Origin of the sequence: Streptomyces sp. NPDC047085 (assembly GCF_040643735.1) — a bacterium.
GTDB lineage: Bacteria > Actinomycetota > Actinomycetes > Streptomycetales > Streptomycetaceae > Streptomyces.
On sequence record NZ_JBEYUW010000002.1, the window covers coordinates 950,703 to 973,327 of the forward strand.

Below are 22,625 nucleotides of genomic sequence, written 5' to 3' on the forward strand. Positions count from 1 at the left end.
GACTGTTCGCCGACGCACCGGATATTCGCGTGTGCCGTGTTCTGGCGTCGTTGACATCGCTTGAGGCGGGACCCCCGAACGGGACCCGGACATTGCGGTCGGCGTCGCCACCCGCAGCGCCGCCGCATGGAAGAACGCCCGCGCGGCCGACGTCACTCTCACCGAGACGGACTCGGTGCCCGCTACGCCGCAAAGCACGCCCCCAACGGGGTGTGGCCCCGGCCCAGTTGGCGCACTACCTACCTGGGCGTCGCATCCCCGGCCGTTCGAGCAGGCTGCGGCGCAGGGCCGGATGGCCGCCGACCCATCCGGCTAGCGCGTGTGACCTGACCAGTCAGCAGCAGGCGGTTGGCGGTGGAGTCGAGCGACAGGGCGAGCGCGGCGGCGGCGTGGTCCTCCTTTACTTCCAGGGAACAGCCGGGAGTGGCCCAGTAGCCTCCGCCCTCGTGGTAGCGCAGCAGGAGGACCCGCTGGGTATCGTCAAGGGCGATGACGCGTGCGGCTTCCCGCAGGGGTGAGATCGTCATGCCGCCCATTGTGTCGGTTCAGCCCCGTTCGACGAGGCGGCTCCGACCCAAGCGGTGTCCTGGTCTTATCCCTAGGGTGACGAGTGCGTGGGCTGGGGGGAGTCAGACCGGCCGCTCGGCGGACGTCAACGGCTGGCGCTGCCGCATAGCCGAGGCGGCTGCCCATCTCGGGATTCGGCCCCTGCGTGCTTGCTACGGTCCCGCATATGACGCTGCCTGTGCCTCGTGCTGTTGATCTACGCCGGGAACCGCTTGACAGGGTGCTGGAGCGTGTGGAGCGGTCGCTGCAGGTACGTCTCGACCGCGAGACAGCGGTGCGCAAGCGCCGGACGATTGGGGCACGGACGGACCGCAATACATGGGTGCGCATCGAGCGGCGAGGGTTCGACCGGATCGGCGCCCAGGGGTGGAACGGCCCCGAATCGGCTGCTGTCCTGAGCGGAGTCGTCATGCTCGGGTGGTACACAGGGCTCGCTTGGCGCAAGCCGGGTGAGCCGGTGATGTGGCGGGCGGACGAGATGGAACTGGTCAATGCCGCGCCGGTCGGTCGAGCCGCTCTCGTGATCGAAGACCCTCGTCTTGCGGATGCGTGGTCCGCTCTGAACGCCTCGCTGGACGCGCTCGCTGCCCAGTCCGCACCCCGTGTCGCCACGCCGGACACCGAAACCATCAGGCAGGAGCTGGTGACAGCAAGCCTCGGGGAAGTCTTTCCCGAGACTGGGGCATGGCGCCACGAGGGCTGGACGCGGCAACACTATGGGGCCAGTCCCTCGCCGTCCCGGCCTTGGCGGAGTTACAAGACCCAAAGGAGCGATCCGGTCGCGCGGTGAGGCGGGCAAAGTCCTCCGCCGTGACGCATGGCAGGCTGGCGACCGTCCCCTCCGGCAATGCCGTCGCGAGCGCTCCACGCAGGTCGCGCAACATCGGAGGGAAAGGACAGTGCCGCGGACGCCTCCACAGTGCCGCGGACGCCTCCGCAGGCGCCGACAGGCTGGGCTTTGCAGACGTGAAGGATACGACCCGATTGGGCACGAAGAGTTCCCGGGTCGGATGCTGCGTGTCGGCCGTAAAACACGTGTCGGCACCGCGTCCTTGCTTCGGTGCTCAAGAGAGGAGAACCCGAGTGCAACGGTGCCCGCGACGGACATGGAATCCCGCCTACTCAGCAGCCCCGCAGAGCCGCACCCGCGGGGCTTTTCGTCGCACAGACGCCCCTATAACGCGGGGACGCGAGAAACTGGTCTGACCAGGTTGAAGACCTCGCGGGCCGCATATCGCTTGAGGCATCGGATGATCTCGCGTCGGGTCTTGCCTTCCTGGGTGCGGCGTTCGTAGTACGCCTGGGTACGGGGGTCGTGGCGCAGCCGGGTGAACACGATGCGGTGCAGGGCGGCGTTGGCCTGACGGTCGCCGCCGTAGTTGAGCCGACGCGTTCTCCGACGGCCAGAGGAGTACTCGATGGGGCTAACTCCGCAAAGGGCAGCAAAGGACGCCTCCGTATTCAGCCGCTCGGGGTTGTCCCCCATGGTGATCAGGAGAGTGACGGCGCTGTCCGGACCGATGCCCACCGGTACGAGTAGCTGTGGGCCGTGGGCTTCGACGAGCCGGGTCAGGCGCTGGTTCAGCTCATCGATCTGCCCGGTGAACTGTTCGATGCGCTCGGCGAGCATGCGCAACGTCAGGTGGGTGGCCTGGGTCACCGCGTCCTCGTCTCCCCCACCGCCGGATAGGCCGAGGCGTGCGCACGTGCGGAACAGCTCGCGGTTGCCCAGGCTGGACAGCCGTTCCCGCAGGGCGGGATCGGCGATGACCAGGACGGCTTTGAGCTGGTTGATCGCCTGGGTACGGGCCTTGACCGCGGAGTCCTTGGCGAGCTTGAAGATCCGGGCGCTGTGCACCGGACCGTCGCCGGACTTGGCCCGAGCCCGGGCGCGGCCACTGAGCACCGCTCGAGCGGCGGCCTGCGCGTCGAGCGGGTCCGACTTCCCCAGCAACCGACGGGCCGAGCGGTCGGGCCGGTTCACCTCGTACACCTCGACCTGCTGCGCCAGCAGGTAGCGAGACAGGCCCACGCCGAAGGTGCCGGTGCCCTCCACACCGGCCCGACGCACCGTCCCTCGCTTACGGGCCCACACGAGCAGCTGCCGGTAGCCGGCCGCTGTCGCCGGAAAGGACTCGGTCCCCAAGATCTTCCCCAGCGAGGAGATCACGGCGGCGACGTGAACCTCGCCGTGCGTGTCCACGCCCAGGACGATCTCGCGCCGAACCGGCGGATCTGTGCTGGAAGAGGTGCTGCGTTGTCTGGTCGTCATGGTGTTCGCCTCCTGCCTGGTGATGTGACGGCAGTCGACAGGTCTGTGACTGGACACTTCGGTCATAGATCTCATGAGTCAGACCCCCGTCCGGGACGGCGCTGCCCCAACCGTCCCATCGATCCCGGCACAGCGACATGACTCGATCGCTGACGGGTGCCTTCGAACGAACCGGCGCTCAATCTGGCGTCGGCGGACTGACAATGCATTGACTCTTCGGCCAGTTGTGACCGGCGTTGACGGACATCGCGTGCGGCTCGCTGTACCGGCTGTCTTACGTCGGCTGCGGCACGGACGGTCGGCCGACGGACGACCCTCTATCGGTGAGTGGCTGGCCAGAAGTGTTCAGCTGCTGCGCGAGATGCTCGCCGCGCCGACGCACGAGCAGCCGGCCGCCGAGCGGCCGGTTCGTCCGGCTCGGGCCGCATCCGAGGCTCCGGAGCAGCCCCCTCTCACGCCGTGGCCACTCGCTCGGGCTCCTCCGGGCGACGCCCGGGTGCCGTCGGCAGGGTGAGGACCATGGTTAGGCCGCCGCCGGGGGTGTCCTCGGCGTTGAGGGTGCCGCCGATGGCCTCCGCGAAGCCGCGGGCCACCGCGAGACCTAGGCCGACGCCGGCACCGCGGGGGGAGTCGCCGTAGCGCTGGAACGGTTCGAAGATGCGGGACTTGGCCTCGTCCGGGACGCCGGGGCCGCGGTCCACGACGCGGACTTCAACCCGGTCGGCGATCGCGCTGGCCGAGACCAGGACCCGCTCACCCGGCGGGCTGTACTTGACCGCGTTCTCCACGACGTTGGCGACCGAGCGTTCCAGCAGGCCGCGGTCGACGTCGACCATCGGGAGGGTCTCCGGAACGTCGAGGTCGACGCTGTCCTCCGGTACGCCGCCCAGCGCCATCGGGATCACCTCGTCCAGGTCGGTCTCGCGGATGATCGGCGTGACCGTGCCGGTCTGGAGGCGGGACATGTCCAGGAGGTTGCCGACGAGGTGGTCCAGGCGGTCGGCGCCCTCCTCGATGGCCTCCAGGAGGTCGGCCTGGTCCTGGGGCGACCATTCGACGTCGTCCGAGCGGAGGGAGGTGACGGCGGCCTTGATGCCGGCGAGCGGGGTGCGCAGGTCGTGGCTGACGGCGGCGAGCAGGGCGGTGCGGATGCGGTTGCCCTCGGCCAGCTCCTTGGCCTCGTCGGCCTTCTGCTGAAGGCGCTGGCGGTCCAGGACCACGGCGGCCTGCGCGGCGAACGCCGCGAGCACCCGGCGGTCCTCGGCGGCCAGAACACGGCCGGAGAGGGCGAGTGACATGTGGTCGCCGACCGGGACGTCGACGTCCGCGTCGTCGGGCGTGGTGCAGGGGCGGGGGCCGACGCTGCCGGCACAGGTCCAGGGCGCAATGTCGCTCTCCCGTTCCAGGAGGGCCGCCGACTCCATGCCGAAGGTCTCGCGGACCCGGTCCAGGAGGGCTTCCAGGGTGGTCTCGCCGCGCAGGACGTTGCCCGCGAGGAAAGAGAGGATCTCCGACTCGGCGCGGAGCCGGGCCGCCTGGTGGGTGCGGCGGGCCGCCAGGTCCACCACGGACGCGACGGACACGGCGACGCCGAAGAACACGGCGATGGCGACGATGTTCTTCGGGTCGGCGATCGTCCAGGTGTGGACCGGTGGGGTGAAGTACCAGTTCAGCAGGAGGGATCCGGCCACCGCCGAGGCCAGTGCGGGGAAGAGGCCGCCGAGCAGGGCTGCCGCCACCGTCATGGTCAGGAACAGCAGCATGTCGTTGGCGAGCCCCACCTCGGGGACGAGGCTGCTCAGGAGCCAGGTCAGCAGCAGCGGGCCGCCGAGGCCGGTCAGCCAGCCCCAGATGAGCCTGGCCCGGCCGAGCCGCGCGCCCCTGCCGGGGGCGGGCAGACCGCGGCCCTTGCCCGCCTCGTCGTGGGTGATGAGGTGGACGTCCAGGTCAGGGCCGGATTCCCGGGCCACGGTGGCGCCGACGCCGGGTCCGAAGACATACTGCCAGCCCTTGCGGCGGGAGACACCGAGGACGATCTGGGTGGCGTTGACGCCTCGGGCGAAGTCCAGCAGAGCGTTCGATATGTCGTCGCCGACGACATGGTGGAAGGTGCCGCCCAGGTCCTCTACCAGGGTGCGCTGGACGGCCAGTTCCTTCGGGGAGGCCGAGGTCAGGCCGTCGCTGCGGGAGATGTAGACCGCCAGTACCTCACCGCCGGCGCCCTTCTCCGCCAGGCGCGCGGCCCGGCGGATGAGGGTGCGGCCCTCCGGTCCGCCGGTCAGGCCGACGACGATCCGCTCGCGCGAGCCCCAGATCGTGGAGACGCGGTGCTCGGCACGGTACTCGGTCAGGTACGCGTCGACCCGGTCGGCCACCCACAGCAGCGCCAACTCGCGCAGGGCGGTGAGGTTGCCGGGGCGGAAGTAGTTGGACAGGGCCGCGTCGACCTTGTCCGGCTTGTAGATGTTGCCGTGCGCCATGCGGCGGCGCAGCGCCTCCGGGGACATGTCGACCAGCTCTATCTGGTCGGCGCGCCGTACGACCTCGTCCGGCACGGTTTCGCGCTGCCGTACGCCCGTGATCGACTCCACGACGTCACCCAGCGATTCGAGGTGCTGGATGTTGACCGTCGAGATCACGTCGATGCCGGCGGCGAGCAGCTCCTCCACGTCCTGCCAGCGCTTGGCGTTGCGCGAGCCGGGGACGTTGGTGTGGGCGAGTTCGTCGACCAGGGCCACCTGTGGGCGGCGGGCCAGGACGGCGTCGACGTCCATCTCGGTGAAGGTGCTGTCCCGGTACTCGATCTCCTTGCGCGGCACCTGTTCCAGGCCGCGCAGCATCACCTCGGTGCGCGGCCGCCTGTGGTGCTCGAGGAAGGCGACGACGCAGTCGGTGCCCCGCTCCACCCGGCGGTGCGCCTCGGAAAGCATGGCGTAGGTCTTGCCGACCCCGGGTGCCGCGCCGAGGTAGATCCGGAGCTTGCCGCGTGCCATGTTCACCCTTCGAAGCGGTAGCCCATGCCGGGCTCGGTGATGAGATAGCGGGGGTGGGAGGGGTCCGATTCCAGTTTGCGTCGCAGCTGGGCCATGTAGACGCGCAGGTAGTTGGTCTTGTTGCTCTGCGAAACCCCCCAGACCTCCTGGAGCAGCTGCTTCTGGGTGATGAGCCGGCCCGGGTTGGTGACCAGGATCTCCAGCAGGTGCCATTCGGTCGGGGTCAGGCGGACGTCCCGCCCGTCCCGTACGGCCTTCTTCGCGAGGAGGTCGAGGGTGAAGTCCTCCGTCTCCACCAGCGTCGTCTCGGGGACCAGCGGGGTGTCCTCGGTGCGGCGGACTGCGGCGCGCAACCGGGCGAGTAGTTCGTTCATGCTGAACGGCTTGGTGACGTAGTCGTCGGCGCCGGCGTCGAGGGCCGCGACCTTCTCGTCGGACGCCTGGCGGGCGGAGAGGACCAGGATGGGGACACGGGTCCAGCCGCGCAGGGCCTTGATGACGTCGACGCCGTCCATGTCGGGCAGGCCGAGGTCGAGCATCACCACGTCCGGCTGGCGGGCGGCGGCCAGGCGGAGCGCGGTGGCTCCGTCGGGGGCGGCGTCCACGCCGTAGTGACGTGCCTGCAGGTTGATCACGAGGGCCCGTACGAGCTGCGGGTCGTCCTCCACCACGAGCACCCTGGTCATGGGTGTGTGCCTCTCCTGTCATGCCTGCGGGAGTCGGCACCCCGAGGTGCCGACTCCCGTCGCGGATCGCGTAAGGCGGTCACTTCTTCGCCACAAGGTCCTTGAGCGCGATGTTCAGCTCCAGGACGTTCACCCGGGGCTCGCCCATGAAGCCCAGGGTCCGGCCCTCGGTGTGGTCCTTGACCAACCTCTCCACCGCGGAGACGGACAGGCCGTTCTTCGCGGCGACCCGGTGGACCTGGAGGTCGGCGTAGGCCGGGGAGATGTCCGGGTCCAGGCCAGAACCGGAGGAGGTGACCGCGTCGGCGGGCACGTCCGAGGGCTTGACGGCGTAGCCGGGCACCGAGTTGTCCTTGACGACCGCGGCCTTGGCGTCCTCGACCTGCTTGATCAGCACCTTGCTGTCGGCGGACAGGTTGGTGGCACCGGACAGGATCAGCTTGTACTGCGTGTTGACGCTGTTGGCGCCTAGCCCGTTCGACGGGCGGCCCTGGAACCACTTCAGGTCCGCGTCCGGGGTGTCCTGCCCTTTCTTCAGCGGGAGGCTGTACGACTGCCCGATCAGGGACGAGCCGACGACCTTGCCGTCCGCCTTGATCTCGGAGCCGTTCGCCTTGTCGTGGAACAGCCCCTGGGCGATGCCGGTGACAACCAGCGGGTAGATGACGCCCGTCACCAGGGTCAGCACGAGGAGGGCGCGCAGGCCCGCCCCGAGCAACCGGACGGTGTTGGTTACGGAGTTGTTCATGGCGATCAGCCGATCCCGGGGATGAGGGAGATGAGCATGTCGATGATCTTGATGCCGATGAAGGGCGCGACCAGTCCGCCGATGCCGTAGATCCCGAGGTTGCGCCGCAGCATCTTGTCGGCGCTCATCGGCCGGTAGCGCACGCCCTTCAGGGACAGCGGCACCAGCGCGATGATGATCAGCGCGTTGAAGACGACCGCGGACAGGATCGCGGAGTTCGGCGAGGACAGGTGCATGATGTTCAGCTTGTCCAGGCCCGGATAGACCGCCGCGAACAGCGCCGGGATGATCGCGAAGTACTTCGCCACGTCGTTGGCGATGGAGAAGGTGGTCAGCGCACCGCGCGTGATCAGCAACTGCTTGCCGATCTCGACGATCTCGATCAGCTTGGTCGGGTTGGAGTCGAGGTCAACCATGTTGCCGGCCTCCTTCGCGGCCGACGTACCGGTGTTCATCGCCACTCCGACGTCCGCCTGCGCAAGGGCCGGGGCGTCGTTCGTGCCGTCACCGGTCATCGCGACCAGCTTGCCGCCCGCCTGCTCCCGCTTGATGAGGGCCATCTTGTCCTCGGGAGTGGCCTCGGCAAGGAAGTCGTCGACGCCCGCCTCCTCGGCGATCGCCTTGGCGGTCAGCGGGTTGTCACCCGTGATCATGACCGTCTTGATGCCCATGCGGCGCAGTTCCACGAACCGCTCCCGCATGCCTTCCTTGACGACGTCCTTGAGGTAGATGACGCCTAGGACGCGGGCGCCCTTGTCGTCGTGGACGGCGACCAGCAGCGGGGTGCCGCCAGCCTCGGAGATGCGGTTGGCTGTCGCGTCCGCGTCCTTGGCGACCGTGCCGCCCTGCTCCTCGACCCAGGCGATGACCGAGGCCGTGGCACCCTTGCGAATCTTCCGGCCGTCGACGTCCACGCCCGACATACGGGTCTGGGCGGTGAACTCGATCCACTCGGCGCCGACCAGCTCGCCCTGGTGGCGCTCGCGCAGCCCGTACTTCTCCTTCGCCAGTACGACGATGGAGCGGCCCTCGGGCGTCTCGTCGGCCAGCGAGGACAGCTGGGCCGCGTCAGCGACCTCCGCCTCGGTGGTGCCCTTCACCGGCACGAACTCGGCGGCCTGGCGGTTGCCGAGGGTGATGGTGCCCGTCTTGTCCAGCAGCAGAGTCGACACGTCACCGGCGGCCTCGACAGCACGACCGGACATGGCCAGCACATTGCGCTGGACCAGGCGGTCCATTCCCGCGATGCCGATCGCGGAGAGCAGGGCGCCGATCGTGGTCGGGATCAGGCAGACCAGCAGGGCGACGAGGACCACCATCGTCAGGTGGGTGCCCGCGAAGTTCGCGAACGGCGGCAGGGTGGCCACCGCCAGCAGGAACACGATGGTCAGCGACGCCAGCAGGATGTTCAGCGCGATCTCGTTCGGCGTCTTCTGCCGGGCCGCGCCCTCGACCAGGTTGATCATCCGGTCGATGAAGGTCTCACCGGGCTTCGTCGTGATCTTGATGACGATCCGGTCGGACAGGACCTTCGTACCGCCCGTGACGGCACAACGGTCACCACCGGACTCACGGATCACCGGGGCGGACTCACCCGTGATCGCCGACTCGTCCACCGACGCGACACCCTCGACGACGTCACCGTCACCGGGGATCACGTCACCGGCCTCGCAGACGACCAGGTCACCGATCTTCAGCTCGGTGCCCGCAACCTGCTCCTCGGACGTGCCGTCCGCGAGCAGCCGGCGCGCGACCGTGTCGGTCTTGGCCTTGCGCAGGGTGTCCGCCTGTGCCTTGCCACGGCCCTCGGCGACCGCCTCCGCCAGGTTGGCGAAGACCACGGTCAGCCACAGCCAGGCGCTGATGGTCCAGCCGAACCAATCGGTCGGGTCCTTGAGGGAGAACACCGTGGTCAGCACCGAGCCGATCCACACCACGGACATCACGGGCGACTTGACCATCACCCGCGGGTCCAGCTTGCGGAAGGCGTCCGGCAGCGACTTGACCAGCGCCTTGGGGTCGAACAGACCCGCTCCGACACGGCTCTCGGCCGGCTTGTGCCCGGTGGGGACGTCGCTGTGCGGCGCCCTGGTGGGTGTGGCTGTGGACATGGAGTCCTCTGGGTTCTCTGTCTTCTCTGTACGGGTGGTCATCACGCCAGTCCTTCCGCGAGCGGGCCCAGGGCGAGGGCCGGGAAGTACGTGAGACCGGTGATGATCAGGATCGCGCCCACCAGCAGGCCGGTGAACAGCGGCTTCTCGGTGCGCAGGGTGCCCGCGGTGACCGGCACCGGCGTCTGCTCGGCGAGCGAGCCGGCCAGCGCCAAGACGAACACCATCGGCAGGAAGCGGCCGAGCAGCATCGCGAGCCCGGTCATGGTGTTGAACCAGTCCGTGTTCGCGTTCAGACCGGCGAAGGCCGAACCGTTGTTGTTCGACGCCGACGTGAACGCGTACAGCACCTCGGAGAATCCGTGCGCACCGGAGTTGAGCATCGAGTGCGGCGGCGTCGGCAGCGCCATGGAGGCCGCCGTGAAGACCAGCACGAGCGCCGGGGTGATCAGGATGTAGGCCGCGGCTAGCTTCATCTCGCGGCCGCCGATCTTCTTGCCCAGGTACTCCGGCGTACGGCCCACCATCAGACCGGCGATGAACACCGCGATCACGGCCATGATCAGCATGCCGTACAGGCCGGAGCCGGTACCGCCGGGCGCGATCTCGCCCAGCATCATGCCGAGCATGGCGATACCGCCGCCGAGGCCGCTGAAGGAGGAGTGGAAGGAGTCCACCGCACCGGTCGAGGTGAGCGTGGTCGAGGTCGCGAAGATCGACGACGAGCCGACGCCGAAGCGGATCTCCTTGCCCTCCATCGCACCACCGGCCGCCTGCAGCGCCGGGCCGTGGTGGGCGAACTCGGTCCACATCATCAGGACCGTGAAGCCCAGCCAGATGGTGACCATCGTGGCGAGGATGGCGTACCCCTGCTTCACGTTGCCGACCATCACGCCGAAGGTGCGGGTCAGCGAGAAGGGGATGACGAGGATGAGGAAGACCTCGAAGAGGTTGGTGAAGGGGGTCGGGTTCTCGAAGGGGTGGGCGGAGTTCGCGTTGAAGTAGCCGCCGCCGTTCGTACCGAACTCCTTGATCGCTTCCTGCGAGGCGACCGCGCCGCCGTTCCACTGTTGCGAGCCGCCCATGAACTGACCGACCTCGTGGATGCCGGAGAAGTTCTGGATCGCACCGCACGCCACGAGGATGATCGCGGCGATGGCGGCACCCGGCACCAGGATGCGCAGCGTGCCCCGGACCAGGTCGCTCCAGAAGTTGCCCAGCTCACCGGTGCGTGAGCGGGCGAAGCCGCGCACCAGCGCCACCGCGACGGCGATGCCGACGGCGGCGGAGACGAAGTTCTGCACGGCGAGACCCGCGGTCTGCACGACGTGACCCATGGTCTGTTCGCCGTAGTACGACTGCCAGTTGGTGTTGGTCACGAACGAGACAGCAGTGTTGAACGACTGCGCCGGGTTGACCGAGGAGAAGCCCATCGAGCCGGGCAGGACGCCCTGGAGCCGCTGGAGCAGGTAGAGGAAGAGGACACTGACGGCGGAGAAGGCCAGGACACCGCGCAGATACGCGGGCCAGGTCATCTCGGCGTCGGGGTTGGCACCGATGGCCTTGTAGATCCACTTCTCCACCCGCAGGTGCTTCTTCGAGGAGTAGACCTTGGCCATGTAGTTGCCAAGGGGGATGTAGGCGAGCGCCAGTGCGCCTATGAGGGCGAGCAGCTGGAGGAAGCCTGCGAGTTCTGGACTCATGTCTGTGCTCAGAACCTCTCCGGGAAGATCAGGGCGAGGGCGAGATAGCCCAGCAGGGCGACGGCCACGACCAGGCCGACGACGTTCTCGACGGTCACAGCTTCGTCACCCCCCGGGCGACGAGAGCCACCAGCGCGAAGCCCGCGAGCACGGTGACGACGAAGGCCAGATCGGCCATCGTGAACTCCTGAAGAGGTTCGGGGGTGGAACAGGGACGGTTAGAGGAAACCGCGTCCCTGGCCGGATCCGGACCCTCGTTGACGGCCCTCTTACGGCCTCGCCCACGGCTTTGACGGAACTCTTACGGCTGCCGAGCCGTACCGCCGGTAACAGGCCGTTTCTGTTCAGAGCAGCCGGAAGCGGAGGCGGCAGATCACCGCGTCCGTCTCCCGTCGCACCGCGTGCGCGACGACCGCGCCCCGCTGGTTATGCAGCAGCCGCTGCCACAGCCTCTCCGGCTCGGTCTCCGGAATCAGCACGGTGACCCGGGTGCCGGGCTCGGCTGCGGCCACCTCACGGACGTATGCCGCAATGGGACGGCCCAGGCTGCGCCGCTCGCAGGAAAGCCCCACCAGGGGCACACCCGGGTCCCACTCGGCCCAGGCCCGCTCCAGGGCGTGCAGGTGGGCGCGGTCCTCGGGGTCGGAGTGGCAGACCGTGACGGCACGGACCTCGTCGCCGAGGGAGGCTGCGGCCGTCAGTGCCTCGGAGGTGAGCCGGGACAGCGAGGACACCGGCACGATCACCAGGGAGCGGTTGCGGTGCGGGGGCTCGGGGATGCGGCCCAGGCCGAGTCGCTCGCCGATGCGGCCGTAGGCACGGTGGACGATGACGAACGCGGCGACGAGCAGGGGCAGCGCCACCACGATCAGCCAGGCACCCTCCGCGAACTTGCTCGCCGTGACGACGACCGTCGAGACACCGGTGAGCAGCGCGCCGAAGCCGTTGAGCAGCACCTTTCCGCGCCGGCCACGGCCCCGCTCGCGACGCCAGTGCCGGACCATGCCGACCTGCGCGATCGTGAAGCCGACGAACACACCGATGGCGAACATCGGCACCAGGGTGTTGGTGTCCCCTCCGGAGAAGACCAGCAGCGCGGCGGAGACGACGGCGAGGGCGAGCACACCGTGCCGGTGCACCTGACGGTCGGCCTTCAGGGCGAAGACGTGCGGTGCGTAGTTGTCGCGGGCGAGCAGCTTCAGCAGCACGGGCAACCCGCCGAAGGACGTGTTCGCCGACAGCGCCAGCAGGATCATTGTCGCGAACTGGATGACGTAGAAAGCCCAGTTGTGGCCCAGCGAGGCATCCGCGAGTTGGGCCAGCACCGTGACGCCCGCGACCGGCTGGAGGTGGAAGCGCCCGATCAGCACCGCCAGACCGATCAGCATCAGGCCGAGTACGGCGCCGAGCGCGACCTCCGCCCGCTGGGCCCGCCGCACGCGCGGGACGCGGAAGGAGGGGACGGCGTTGGCGAGGCCTCGACGCCGGTCAGGGCGGAACACCCGGAAGCGAAAGCCTTCAGCAGGAGCAGGACACCCACGCCGGTGGCGTTGCCCGCGACGACCGAGGCATGCCCGGCGGCCGTCGCCGTAGTGACCGGCTCGGAGCGGAACAGACCAGCCCCGATCAGCACGAAGATCGCGCCCACGAAGACGGCCGTCGGCACGATGAACGCCTTCGCCGACTCCACGATGCCCCGCAGATTCACCCCGGTGATCAGGGCGAGCACCGCCAGGCACAGCCACAGCCGGTCGCCGTACAGGCCGGGGCACGCGGACGTCAGCGCGGCCACGCCGGCCGTGACCGCCACGGCTACGTTGAGCACGTAGTCCAGGATCAGTGAGGCCGCCGCCACCAGACTGGTCCGCGGCCCCAGATACGTCTTCGCGACCGCGTAGGAGCCGCCGCCGTCCGGGAAGGCCGCGATCACCTGCCGGTAGGAGGCCACCAGCACCGCCAGCAGGGCCGCGATGGCCACCGTCACCGGCACGGTGAAACCGAGGCCGTGCGCGCCCGCGCCTGCCAGGACCAGCACGATCGCCTCCGGGCCGTAGGCCACCGAAGCCATCGCGTCCAGGGACAGCGCCGCGAGTCCCGTGACGGCGGTCAGGCGGTGGCGTTCGCCGGTATCAGGCGGTTCCTCGCCGGCGGGGACGGCATCCGGCTCGGTGGTCAGCACGGTCATGGGGTGGTACTCCTTCGTCATGCGCCGCTCAGCGGGATCGCCATGTGCGCGGTGCACTCAGGTTCTGACCGTTTCCGGCGGTGTTCGGCCGTTCCTTGCGGGATCTTCGCGCTGGTACGACCGACCTTGATGGGAACTTGACGGGCATGTGCCATCAGAGCCTCATCAAGATGCGTGGATCCGGTCCGTCGGGTCTCTACCGTCACCGGTATGGGAAGCCGCGAGAGAGCGCGCAGGTCACCGGCCGGCGCTCGCGCAGAATCAGCCGCGGGCGCGGTGTACGACCGCCGTTGGTGGCGGGACGTGAGGGATGCCGTGCGGTGCGCGGGCGTGCTGCTCACCCTTCTGCTGCTCATCGACTGGGGCGCGGGCCGGTTCACGTTCTGGCGCGGCCTGTTGTGGCTCGCACTCGCTGTGCTCCTGTTCGTCGTGCTGCTTCCCGCCCGTGTCTCGGCCGGTGATGACTGGCTGACCGCACGGTGGCTGCTGCGCGAGCGCCGGGTCCGGACCGACCTGCTGGTGTCCGTGCGCTGCCTGGACGGCGTCTCCCAACGGCTCGTGCTGCGTGACGCGTTCGGCGCGCGCGTCGTGATCGATCCCGTCGTCCTGGTGAACAACCCGGCCTTGTGGCACCGCTTCGAGGCGGGCGTCCGGAAGGCCGCGGCCGACGGTCTGCTGCTGTGCGGGCAGACCGCGCTGCGGCACCTTACGGCCCGCATGGACCGGGAGACCGCGCTGGCCGTGTTCAGGGCATCCGGACTGGAGTGATGCTTCCGGTGCCGCCTCAGTCCCGTCGGTCCGACGGATGCGGCTGCACGCCCGACATCAGGATGTCCAGCCCGCGCCGCGTGGTCGCGAGCACCACGCGGTCGCCGGCCCGCAGCACCCGCCCCTGCGCAGGGCGCCAGTCGAAGCCGGACCGCCGGTCGAAGCGGAGTCCGGTGAGGGTGTCCACCGAGGACGGGTCCGTCGCCGGGCCAGCGGTTCCGACGGCGAGCACCCGCCACTCGTTCTCCCGGAACGCCTCGTGCACCGAGCGTCCCTCCAGCTCCGGGTGACCGGCCACGTCCACGCAGGTGAACAACAGCGAGCCCCGCTCCACCGGCATCACGCCCAGCACATGGCGGCCCATCATGGCGGCGGCGAAGGACGGGGCGGCCAGTGCGGAAACGCTTCGGCTGCGGGTGAGCGCGTCCGGTTAGGAGGCGCGCAGGGTGCGCTGGACGGTGGCCGCGAAGTCGTCGTCGTACAGCCGCATGACGACCCGCACATCGGGATTGCTCTCCCGGACGGCCATGACGATGTCCAGGTTCTGGCCGTCGTCGCGGGTGAGGACGAGCAGGGAGCGGCTGTGCCGTACCCGGGCCAGGTCCAGCGCGCCGGGGGTGGTGGCGTCCTGGAGGATCAGGGGGACGCCGAGTTCGCGGGCGAGCGCGACGCCCCGCGCGTGCGGGTCGCGTTCGATCACCACGACCGGGTGGTCGGTGGTGCGCAGCCGGGCGAGCACCCGGGTGCCGATCTTGCCGAGGCCGACGAGGGCGATGTGGCCGGTGGTGTCCTCGTCCGGCGGGTGGGTCGCGGAGGCGGCGCGGAAGGCTTCGGTGGCGTTCAGGGTGGCGGCCACGACGAGCGGCAGCACGGCCAGGCCGACGAAACCGGCGACGAGTTGGAGGATGCGGCGGGCGACCGACTCGTTCGTGGCCGGGTCGCCCATGGTGAAGATGTCCAGCATCGGCAGGTAGAGGTTCTTCCACCACGGGTGCTCGTCCGCGAACAGCGCCGTGGCGGCGGCCAGGGCGAGCACCATGGCCCCGAGCGCGCCGAAGACGACGGTGACCTCGCGGGAGAGAAACACCTTCCACGGCAGGTGGGCCAGCCGTGCCCGCAGCCACGCGCCGGCACGGCCACGGCGGCTGCGGTGGCCCGGTCCGGGTGCATGGTGGTGAGTGACCTCCTCCAGCATCAGCCGGCCGTGCGTGAACTGACGGTGGTAGGCGGTCAGGGTGTCCGGCAGCAGCTGGGTGCCGTCCTCGCCGGGCGTCTCCGGGCTGTCCTGGCTCGCCGGGTCGTCCTGGTGGGCGCCGGACAGCACGGCGAGCGTGGCGAGGTCGGCGGCCTGCGCCGGCGTCCCGGCCGGGCGGACGACCCCCCGGAAGACCTTGCCCTCGACCTGGAGGGTGTGACCGTGGCCGACGGCGGCTGCCGCCACGAGTTCGGGTACGGCGGTGTCGGCGTCCGACAGCGCCGTGGCGGAGGTGTCCTGCGCCGCCTCCTCGGACAGTCCGGCGGCGCGGTCCAGCAGCCGCTCCAGGTGGCGTCCGCGCTCGCGGTGGAACATCCGCACCACCAGCCGTACCGACGGGTTGAGGGTGCGGGCCAGCAGCGCCGCGGTCATGTTGACCTGGTCGTCGCGGTAGGTGAGGGCGAGCGCGGCGGCCCGCTCGACCCCGGGCGCCCGCAGGGTCCGCTCGTCCGGGCGGGCGGAGACGAGCAGCTCGACCGGGGAGCGCGGGTCTGCGTGCAGGGCGGCGATCTGGGCGCCGTACTCGTCGTCCCGGGAGGGCAGCACCACGGTGACGAACTCGCCGCACACCGCGTCCAGTTCGAGGGCGAGCCGGTGCGCGAGCCCGTCGTCACCGCAGATGACCATGTGCTGGGAGCGCTGGCCAAGTTCCGGGCGCAGATGCAGAGTTGACGTCACACCGTCAAGGAACGACCTGCGGCACGGTGCCGTTCCGCCAAGTGGCCGTGCCGGCGTCAAGATCGCGTCAGGGAATCCGCCGGGGCTTGCTCACCTCTGCGCCGGTCCCGACGTGTCCAGTGCCGCCCCCGTCTGGTCGGCCAGCGTCACCGCGACCAGTCGGGCCTGGAGCGGGGGTACGGCGGCCCGGGCCGGGGGTGAGCATGAAGCGGCCGAGGTAGTGGCCGTTGCCGTACGCCCGCAGTTCGACCTCGCCCTCAGGCCAGCCGTCCGTGTCCGGGTTCCACGTGCGCCGGCCCACTGTCACACTGCCGTCCGTCTCCAACCGCGGCGGCCGGCCGATGAGCGTGCCGTACTCGAAGCGGCAGGCGCGCAGGCCGAGCAGGTCGGTCAGCTCGGTGCGGACGTGGTCGACCACGGTGTCCGCCGAGTTGGCGGACTGGACGAGGTCGGCCGTGCGGTGGATGCGCGCCAGGTGGGCGGCGTCCGTGACCGTCATGACCTCCAGCTGGCGGGCTCTCGCCGCGAGCTGGGAGACGATCACGCCGACGACCAGCAGCAGCACCGCGGTCTCGATGTCCGCCGTGGCGTTGATGTCGAAGGTCTCGTATGGCCGGGTGAGGAAGAAGTCGAACCAGGCCGCCGCCGACAGGGCCGCGACCACGCCCGCCGTACGGCTGCCCAGCGCGGAGACCGCGACCACGACCACGACGAGGACGAGGGCCGCGTTCGTGTGCGACAGGCTGGTGCGGAACGGGACCAGGACGAGGGCTGTCAGGAACGGGGCGGCCAGGCCCGCGGTCAGCGCGAGCCGGTCCCGCAGTGGCCAGGTGCGGGCCGGGGTGTGTGTGCGGTGCAGTTTCCAGGTGCCTGCATGCGTGCTCATCGCGCACCTCCTGCGCTCTGCTCGGTGGGTCCGGCCCCCACGGGCTGCTCCGCGAAAGGCAGGGACACAACCATTGTGAGGCCGCCGCCGGGGGTGTCCTCGGGGGTGAGGGTGCCGTTCATCGCCTCGGTCAGGCCGCGGGCCAGTGCCAGGCCGAGGCCGAGTCCGGTGGTGTTGTCGTTGTCGCCGAGCCGCTGGAAGGGTTCGAAGATCCGCTCCCGGCCGGTCTGCGGGAGTCCGGGGCCCCGGTCGACCACGCGCAGCTCCACGCGTCCCGCCAGAGCACTCGCGGTGACCAGCGCCTTCTGCCCCGGCGGGGTGTGGCGGGCGGCGTTGGAGGCGAGGTTGGCGATCACCCGCTCCAGCAGCGGCGGGTCGGCGAGCACCGCCGGGATCTCCTCCACGTCCGCCACCTCGGCCTCCGGCACGTCCGCGAGCGCCATCGGCAGGACCTCGTCCAGGGAGGTCGGGCGCAGGTTGAGGGTGAGGGCGCCGGCCTCCAGGCGGCTGAGGTCGAGGAGGTTCTCCACGAGGCGGTTGAGCTTGGCCATGGACTCGTCGGCGGTGGCGAGGAGTTCGTCGCGGTCTTCCGGTGTGAACTCGACGTCACGGCTGCGCAGAGAGGTGACGGCGGCCCAGCCCGCGGCGAGCGGGGTGCGCAGGTCGTGGCCGACAGCCCGCAGCAGCGCCGTACGCAGCCGATCGGCGGCCTTCACCGGCTCCACCTCCGCCGCCGCCTCGGCCAGCCGGGCCCGCTCCACCGCGGAGCCCACGTGCGCGGCGAACGCGGCCAACACCCGCCGCTCGGAGGAGGAGAGGGTACGGCCGCGCAGCACCAGGTACGCGCCCGGACCGGCCGGCACCGATGTGGCCCCCTCGGTATCCGGCGGCTCGTCCGCCAGTTCCGCCGACTCCATGCCGAAGGTCTCACGGGTGCGCTCCAGGAGGGCCGGGATCGTGGCCTCGCCCCGCACGATCGTCCCGGCGAGGGACGACATGGTCTCGGCTTCGGCGGTGGCCCGGGCCGAGCGCCGGGACAGCCGGAGCGAGCGATCGACGACCCCGGCCACGGTGGCCGCGACGACCGCGAACACCGCGAGGGCGAGCAGCGCGTTCGGGTCGCTGAGCGTGAACCGGCCGATGGGCGGGATGAACCAGTAGTTCAGGAGCAGGGACGCCGTCACCGACGCGATCACCGCCGAGGCGACCCCGCCTATGCAGGCCACTCCCACGACCGCGAGCAGGAACAGCAGCGCCTCGCTGGTCAGGTCCAGCGCCCCGCGCACCTGCGCCAGCACAGCAGTGAGCAGCATTGGCAGGACGAGCCCGGCCACCGGTCCGGCGATCAGCCGGGCGGTGGAGAGCGTGCGGCGCCGGGACGGCAGGAGGGTGCCGCGTCCGGCCCGTTCGTGGGTGACCCGGTGGACGTCGATGTCGCCGGACAGCTCGGTGACGGTCTCCCCCGTGCCGGGCCCGGTCAGGAAACGTTGCAGGCGACCGCGTCTGCTGGTGCCGAGGACGAGTTGGGTGGCGTTCTCGGCGCGGGCGAACTCCACCAGGCTGGTGGCCACGTCGTCGCCGACGACGGAGTGGTAGCTGCCGCCGAGGTCCTCCACGAGCCTGCGCTGCCGGGCGAGGGAGGCGGCCGAGACGCCCCCGGCCAGGCCGTCGCTGCGGGCCACGTGCACGGCGAGCAGGTCGCCGCCGGCGGACCGGGCCGCGATCCGCGCGGCCCGCCGGACGAGCGTGTCGCCCTCGGGGCCGCCGGTCAGGGCGACGACGACCCGTTCCCGGGTCTCCCAGACACCTCCGATGCCGTGCTGAGAGCGGTATTCCTGCAGCGCCTCGTCGACCCGGTCGGCCACCCACAGCAGCGCCAGCTGCCGCAGGGCAGTGAGGTTGCCGGGCCGGAAGTAGTTGGCGAGGGCCGCGTCGATCTTCTCCGGGGCGTAGATGTTGCCGTGCGCCATCCGGCGGCGCAGCCCCTCGGGCGGCATGTCCACCAGCTCGATCTGCCAGGCCCGGCGTATGACCTCGTCGGGCACGGTCTCGTGCTGCGGGACGTGGGTGATCTTCTCCACCACGTCGTTGAGGGATTCCAGGTGCTGGATGTTCACCGCGGTGATGACGTCGATGCCGGCGGCGAGCAGTTCCTCGATGTCCTGCCACCGCTTGGGGTTGCGGCCGTCCCCGGGGACGTTGCTGTGGGCGCACTCGTCCACGATCGCGACCTGCGGGTGGCGGGCGAGGACCGCGGCCAGGTCCATCTCCTCGAAGCCCCCGCCGCGATAGGTGCAGGAGGTACGGGGTACGACCTCGAGACCGTCGATCATGGCCTCCGTGTGCGGGCGCCCGTGGCACTCCACGACGCCCACCACCACGTCCGCCCCGCGCGAGGCACGGCGCCGTCCCTCGTCGAGCATCCGGTAGGTCTTGCCGACCCCCGGGGCCGCCCCGAGGTAGACCTTCAGTCGTCCGGGCCGTACGTCACTCATCGCCGCCGACGCGCTCCGCTCACTGGCTCGACTCCCCCCGGTCCAGGGGGACTGCTCCTAAGGAAGCCCTTCGCAGGGCCGGGTGGGGCGCGTGTTAGCGATTTCCTGGCGCCGGTCTCGGGGACCTTGACACTGTTTTGACGTGACCTGGACCGATAGGGTGAAGGCGGTGTGCCGGGAAGTCTGGTCGGCAGGAGAGTCAGGGCGGCTCTTCTCATAGCCCCAGGGGGACGGCATGCGGAGCGTCGGTACGGTACTCGCGTTGGTCATTCTGGCCACCGTCGTGGCGACCTTCGCGCGCCGCTGGCGGATGCCCGCTCCTTCTCTGCTGGTGGTCGCCGGTCTGGCCGTGGCGCTGCTGCCGGGCAGCCCGCAGATCGAGATCAGTCCGGAGATCATCGGGCTGGTCGTGCTCCCGCCGCTGTTGTACGCGAGCGCGGAGGACATGCCCTGGCGGGAGCTGCGGGCGGTGTGGAAGCCGGTCGGGGTCCTCTCCATCGGCCTGGTGCTCGCCTCCGCGGCAGCCGTCGCGGCAGTGGCGGCCGCGGTCACCCCGCTGTCCTGGCAGATGGCCTTCGTGCTGGGTGCGGTGCTGGCCAGTACCGACCCGGTGGCGGTGACCGCGCTCGGCCGCAGGCTGGCCCTCCCTCCGCGAGTGCAGGTGCTCGTGCAGGCAGAGAGCCTGTTCAACGACGCGACCTCGCTGGTCCTGGTCCGGGTGGCGGCAGGCATCGCGGTGGCATCGACCGCGGCGAACTGGGGGGCGGCGGGCGGCCAGTTCCTGCTGCTGGCCGGCGGTGGCACGGTGATCGGGGCCGCCGTGGCCGGTGTGGTGGCGCTCATTCGGCGCCATACCGAGGAACCGGTGCTGGAGACGGTGATCGCCTTGGTCACCCCGTACGCGGCCTACCTGCTCGCGGAGGCGGCGCACACCTCCGGCGTGACCTCCTGCGTGGTGGCCGGGGTGGTACTGGGCGGCAGGGGCGACCGGCTCACCAACGCCCGCATACGCCTCCAGCTGCACGCCGTGTACGGCACGGTGGTGTTCCTGCTGGAGAGCGTGGTCTTCTCCCTCATCGGGCTGGCCCTTCCCGGCGAGGTGCGGGCCCTCGCCGACGGCGACCGGTCCTGGCCGCTGTACGCCCTCGCCGTCGCGGCCACCCTCATCGCCGTACGCCTGTTGTGGCTCGCACCGCTGTCGGCGGTCGTCCAGCGCAAGGGCGGGATCAGCCGTTTGAACTGGCGGCTGCCGGTAGTGCTGACTTGGGCGGGCACGCGCGGTGTCATGCCGCTGGCCGCCGCGCTTTCCATCCCTGAGGTCGCCAAGGACGGCACCGCCCTGACGGACCGCTCTCTGGTCCTCGTCCTGACCACGTCCGTGGTGGTCGTGACGCTGGTCGTCCAGGGTTTCACCCTCGCCCCTGTCGTCCGCGCCTCCGGCATCGCCCTGGAGCCCGCCCACACCGAGCGCGAGGAGGTCGAGGCCCGCTCGCACCTCGCCCACGCCGGACTCGCCCGCCTCGAGGAACTCGCCGAACTGGAGGCGGTCCCCGACATCGTCCTCGACCGGCTCCGCCGCGGGCTGACCGCCCGCTTGGACGACGCCCGCGACCGCCTCGCCGAGCACAACGGCGCCACCGCCGCCACAGAGTCCGCCGACTTGGTCTACCGCCAGCTACGCCGCGACCTGATCACCGTGGAGACCGCGGAGCTCCAGCGCCTCTACGACACGCACCGCGTCAGCGACACGACCCGGCGCCGGCTGCAACGTTCCCTGGACCTGGAGGAAGCCCGGCTCACGGACGTGTGAACGGCGTCAGCGGAACTCCGCCAGCAGTGGCCGCAGGCCCAGCGCGGTGAACGCCATCGCCGCGAGCAGCAGGGTGCCGGCCCAGGACAGTAGGCCGCTCACCACCCCGCGGCCGTCGCGCACCGAGGAGGTGAAGTGGGCCCGGTTGATGTCCGTCACCTTGTCCAGGGCGGCCATCCACGCGCCGAAGTGCGCGTTGGAGGTGCCCGGCTTCCAGTCCATGCAGAACTCCACCGCCTCGCGCTCCTTCCCGGCCGCCAGCAGCGCGCGGATCCTGCGGTCGTCGCGCTGGTAGACGGCGTACGTCTCCACGGTCTTCTCGGCCGCGGCACGTTCCCCGGGAAAGGTGATGTTGTCCAGCTCGCGCCGGAACTCACCGGTGAAGCGCAGGTCGTGGTGATCGGACCGGTACGCCCGCCAGCTGGTGGCCAGCCCGGCGTCGTACGTGCCGAAGGTCGCACCTCGTATGCCGTACAGCTTTTGCGACTTGGCGAGGAACGACTGCGCGTACTGCTCGCGGCGCTGTGGGTCCAGAAGGTAGCGGCTCTCGTCGGCGTTGGCGTCATAGGCGATGGCCCGGGCGCGGGAGAGAGCGACGACGGAGTCGAAGGCGTCACGGCGGGCGCCGCGCAGGTCGCCGGACGACGAGGTGAGCATCTGCGCGCCGAGGATCACCGCGAACAGGGCACAGGCGGTCGCGGCGAGGAGGGGCGGGTTCAGGATTCGGTGGAAGCGCCGGACCAAGTACCACTGGAGGACGCCGAGGGCGGCCAGCAGCGGCACGCCCAGCACGGCGGTGGCGGCGAGCTGCGCGGAGAGAGTGGAGCGGGCCGCGGTGTACTCGGCGTCGAAGGCGCGGTCGTTGGCGGACACCAGCGTGCGGGACTCGGGCAGCAGTTTGTCCTGCAGCAGGTCGGTCGCCTTGCGGTAGTCGGCCAGGGCCGCCGGCTTGCCACCGGTGTGCCCGTCGTTCTCCAGGGCGCGCCCTATCAGCTCCTGGTACTCGGCGAAGTCGTCGGTCAGGTTCTCCACGGTCTTCTCGCCGGACCGCTCGCCCTGCGCCGCGCCGGCGAGCGTCCGGAGGTCGTGCCCGATCTCACGCCGGGCTTCGCCATAGAAGCCGACCGCCTTGTCGTACGGGGTCTGCAGGCGGCCCTTCCCGGCGTCGCCGCTGGACAGCAGGATGTTGGCGGCCTGGGCGTCCATGTCGTTCAGGGCGAGGTTGAGGTCGGCGGCGCTGGTGGTGCGCGGGGCGTCCCGCTCGGACACGCTGTCCCAGGTGCCGTTCGCGGCGAGCCCGGCGACGGTCAGCAGGCCGGCCACGGCGATGGCGAGCAGCAACGTGGCCGCGCGCAGAAGGCGCAGTCGCGCGGGCAGGGTGGCCCAGAAGCGGCGGCGCAGAGCGGCGCGCGCGGCCACGGCCTGCCGCCGCAGGCGCTGCGCCGGGCGCAGCCCCGGACCCGGTCCG

General features: G+C 70.4%; 15 protein-coding genes and 2 pseudogenes. 3 read left to right on the top strand and 14 right to left on the bottom strand.

What is annotated here, in order from left to right; all coding sequences use genetic code 11:
- Positions 1-239: 239 nt before the first annotated feature.
- The gene (locus ABZ865_RS09945) at positions 240-527 is read right to left on the bottom strand and encodes a hypothetical protein (RefSeq protein ID WP_361226594.1); all 288 of its coding nucleotides are present in this window, start codon (positions 525-527) and stop codon (positions 240-242) included.
- Between the two features lie 206 nt (positions 528-733).
- On the opposite strand from ABZ865_RS09945, the pseudogene ABZ865_RS09950 reads away from it, so the two are divergent.
- Positions 734-1,320 (top strand): annotated as a pseudogene (locus ABZ865_RS09950) (hypothetical protein); the annotation flags it as partial.
- Between the two features lie 421 nt (positions 1,321-1,741).
- Here the strand turns inward: ABZ865_RS09950 and ABZ865_RS09955 are convergent.
- The 8 genes and pseudogenes from ABZ865_RS09955 to ABZ865_RS09990 all read right to left on the bottom strand — a co-directional run bounded on the left by ABZ865_RS09955 (position 1,742) and on the right by ABZ865_RS09990 (position 13,265).
- Positions 1,742-2,839, bottom strand: a complete 1,098-nt coding sequence (locus ABZ865_RS09955) for an IS110 family transposase (RefSeq protein WP_361226597.1) — start codon at positions 2,837-2,839, stop codon at positions 1,742-1,744.
- A 452-nt stretch (positions 2,840-3,291) separates the two neighbouring features.
- Positions 3,292-5,832, bottom strand: coding sequence for a sensor histidine kinase KdpD (locus ABZ865_RS09960; RefSeq protein ID WP_361226600.1), 2,541 nt, complete (start codon positions 5,830-5,832; stop codon positions 3,292-3,294).
- Positions 5,833-5,834: 2 nt separating this feature from the next.
- Positions 5,835-6,518: a response regulator gene (locus ABZ865_RS09965; protein WP_361226603.1), complete on the bottom strand. Its 684-nt coding sequence runs from the start codon at positions 6,516-6,518 to the stop codon at positions 5,835-5,837.
- Between the two features lie 79 nt (positions 6,519-6,597).
- Entirely contained in the window at positions 6,598-7,266 is a 669-nt protein-coding gene (locus ABZ865_RS09970; RefSeq protein ID WP_361226606.1) for a potassium-transporting ATPase subunit C, read from the bottom strand.
- Between the two features lie 5 nt (positions 7,267-7,271).
- A complete protein-coding gene (gene kdpB / locus ABZ865_RS09975; RefSeq protein ID WP_361226609.1) occupies positions 7,272-9,419 on the bottom strand; it encodes a potassium-transporting ATPase subunit KdpB in 2,148 nt (715 codons plus the stop codon).
- A complete protein-coding gene (gene kdpA, locus ABZ865_RS09980; protein ID WP_361226612.1) occupies positions 9,419-11,080 on the bottom strand; it encodes a potassium-transporting ATPase subunit KdpA in 1,662 nt (553 codons plus the stop codon). The genes kdpB and kdpA overlap by 1 nt, the downstream gene beginning before the upstream one ends.
- Positions 11,081-11,088: 8 nt before the next feature.
- Positions 11,089-11,178, bottom strand: coding sequence for a K(+)-transporting ATPase subunit F (kdpF, locus tag ABZ865_RS09985; protein WP_361226615.1), 90 nt, complete (start codon positions 11,176-11,178; stop codon positions 11,089-11,091).
- 246 nt (positions 11,179-11,424) lie between these two features.
- Positions 11,425-13,265 (bottom strand): annotated as a pseudogene (locus tag ABZ865_RS09990) (APC family permease).
- A 303-nt stretch (positions 13,266-13,568) separates the two neighbouring features.
- Here ABZ865_RS09990 and ABZ865_RS09995 point away from each other — a divergent pair.
- Positions 13,569-14,033 (top strand): hypothetical protein, encoded by a 465-nt coding sequence (locus ABZ865_RS09995; protein WP_361226617.1) that lies wholly within the window; start codon positions 13,569-13,571, stop codon positions 14,031-14,033.
- A gap of 16 nt (positions 14,034-14,049) precedes the next feature.
- Here ABZ865_RS09995 and ABZ865_RS10000 read toward each other — a convergent pair whose 3' ends face one another.
- The 4 genes from ABZ865_RS10000 to ABZ865_RS10015 form a co-directional block, all read right to left on the bottom strand.
- A complete protein-coding gene (locus ABZ865_RS10000) occupies positions 14,050-14,400 on the bottom strand; it encodes a hypothetical protein (protein WP_361226619.1) in 351 nt (116 codons plus the stop codon).
- A gap of 63 nt (positions 14,401-14,463) precedes the next feature.
- Entirely contained in the window at positions 14,464-15,966 is a 1,503-nt protein-coding gene (locus ABZ865_RS10005) for an NAD-binding protein (RefSeq protein WP_361226622.1), read from the bottom strand.
- Positions 15,967-16,033: 67 nt separating this feature from the next.
- Positions 16,034-16,852, bottom strand: coding sequence for a DUF4118 domain-containing protein (locus ABZ865_RS10010; protein ID WP_361226625.1), 819 nt, complete (start codon positions 16,850-16,852; stop codon positions 16,034-16,036).
- The gene (locus ABZ865_RS10015; RefSeq protein WP_361226628.1) at positions 16,849-19,347 is read right to left on the bottom strand and encodes an ATP-binding protein; all 2,499 of its coding nucleotides are present in this window, start codon (positions 19,345-19,347) and stop codon (positions 16,849-16,851) included. The genes ABZ865_RS10010 and ABZ865_RS10015 overlap by 4 nt, the downstream gene beginning before the upstream one ends.
- A 235-nt stretch (positions 19,348-19,582) precedes the next feature.
- On the opposite strand from ABZ865_RS10015, the gene ABZ865_RS10020 reads away from it, so the two are divergent.
- Positions 19,583-21,157 carry a Na+/H+ antiporter gene (locus ABZ865_RS10020; RefSeq protein ID WP_361226631.1) on the top strand — a complete coding sequence of 525 codons (1,575 nt, stop codon included), beginning with the start codon at positions 19,583-19,585 and terminating at the stop codon, positions 21,155-21,157.
- 6 nt (positions 21,158-21,163) lie between these two features.
- Here ABZ865_RS10020 and ABZ865_RS10025 read toward each other — a convergent pair whose 3' ends face one another.
- Positions 21,164-22,576 (bottom strand): hypothetical protein, encoded by a 1,413-nt coding sequence (locus ABZ865_RS10025; protein WP_361226634.1) that lies wholly within the window; start codon positions 22,574-22,576, stop codon positions 21,164-21,166.
- Between the last annotated feature and the right edge of the window lie 49 nt (positions 22,577-22,625).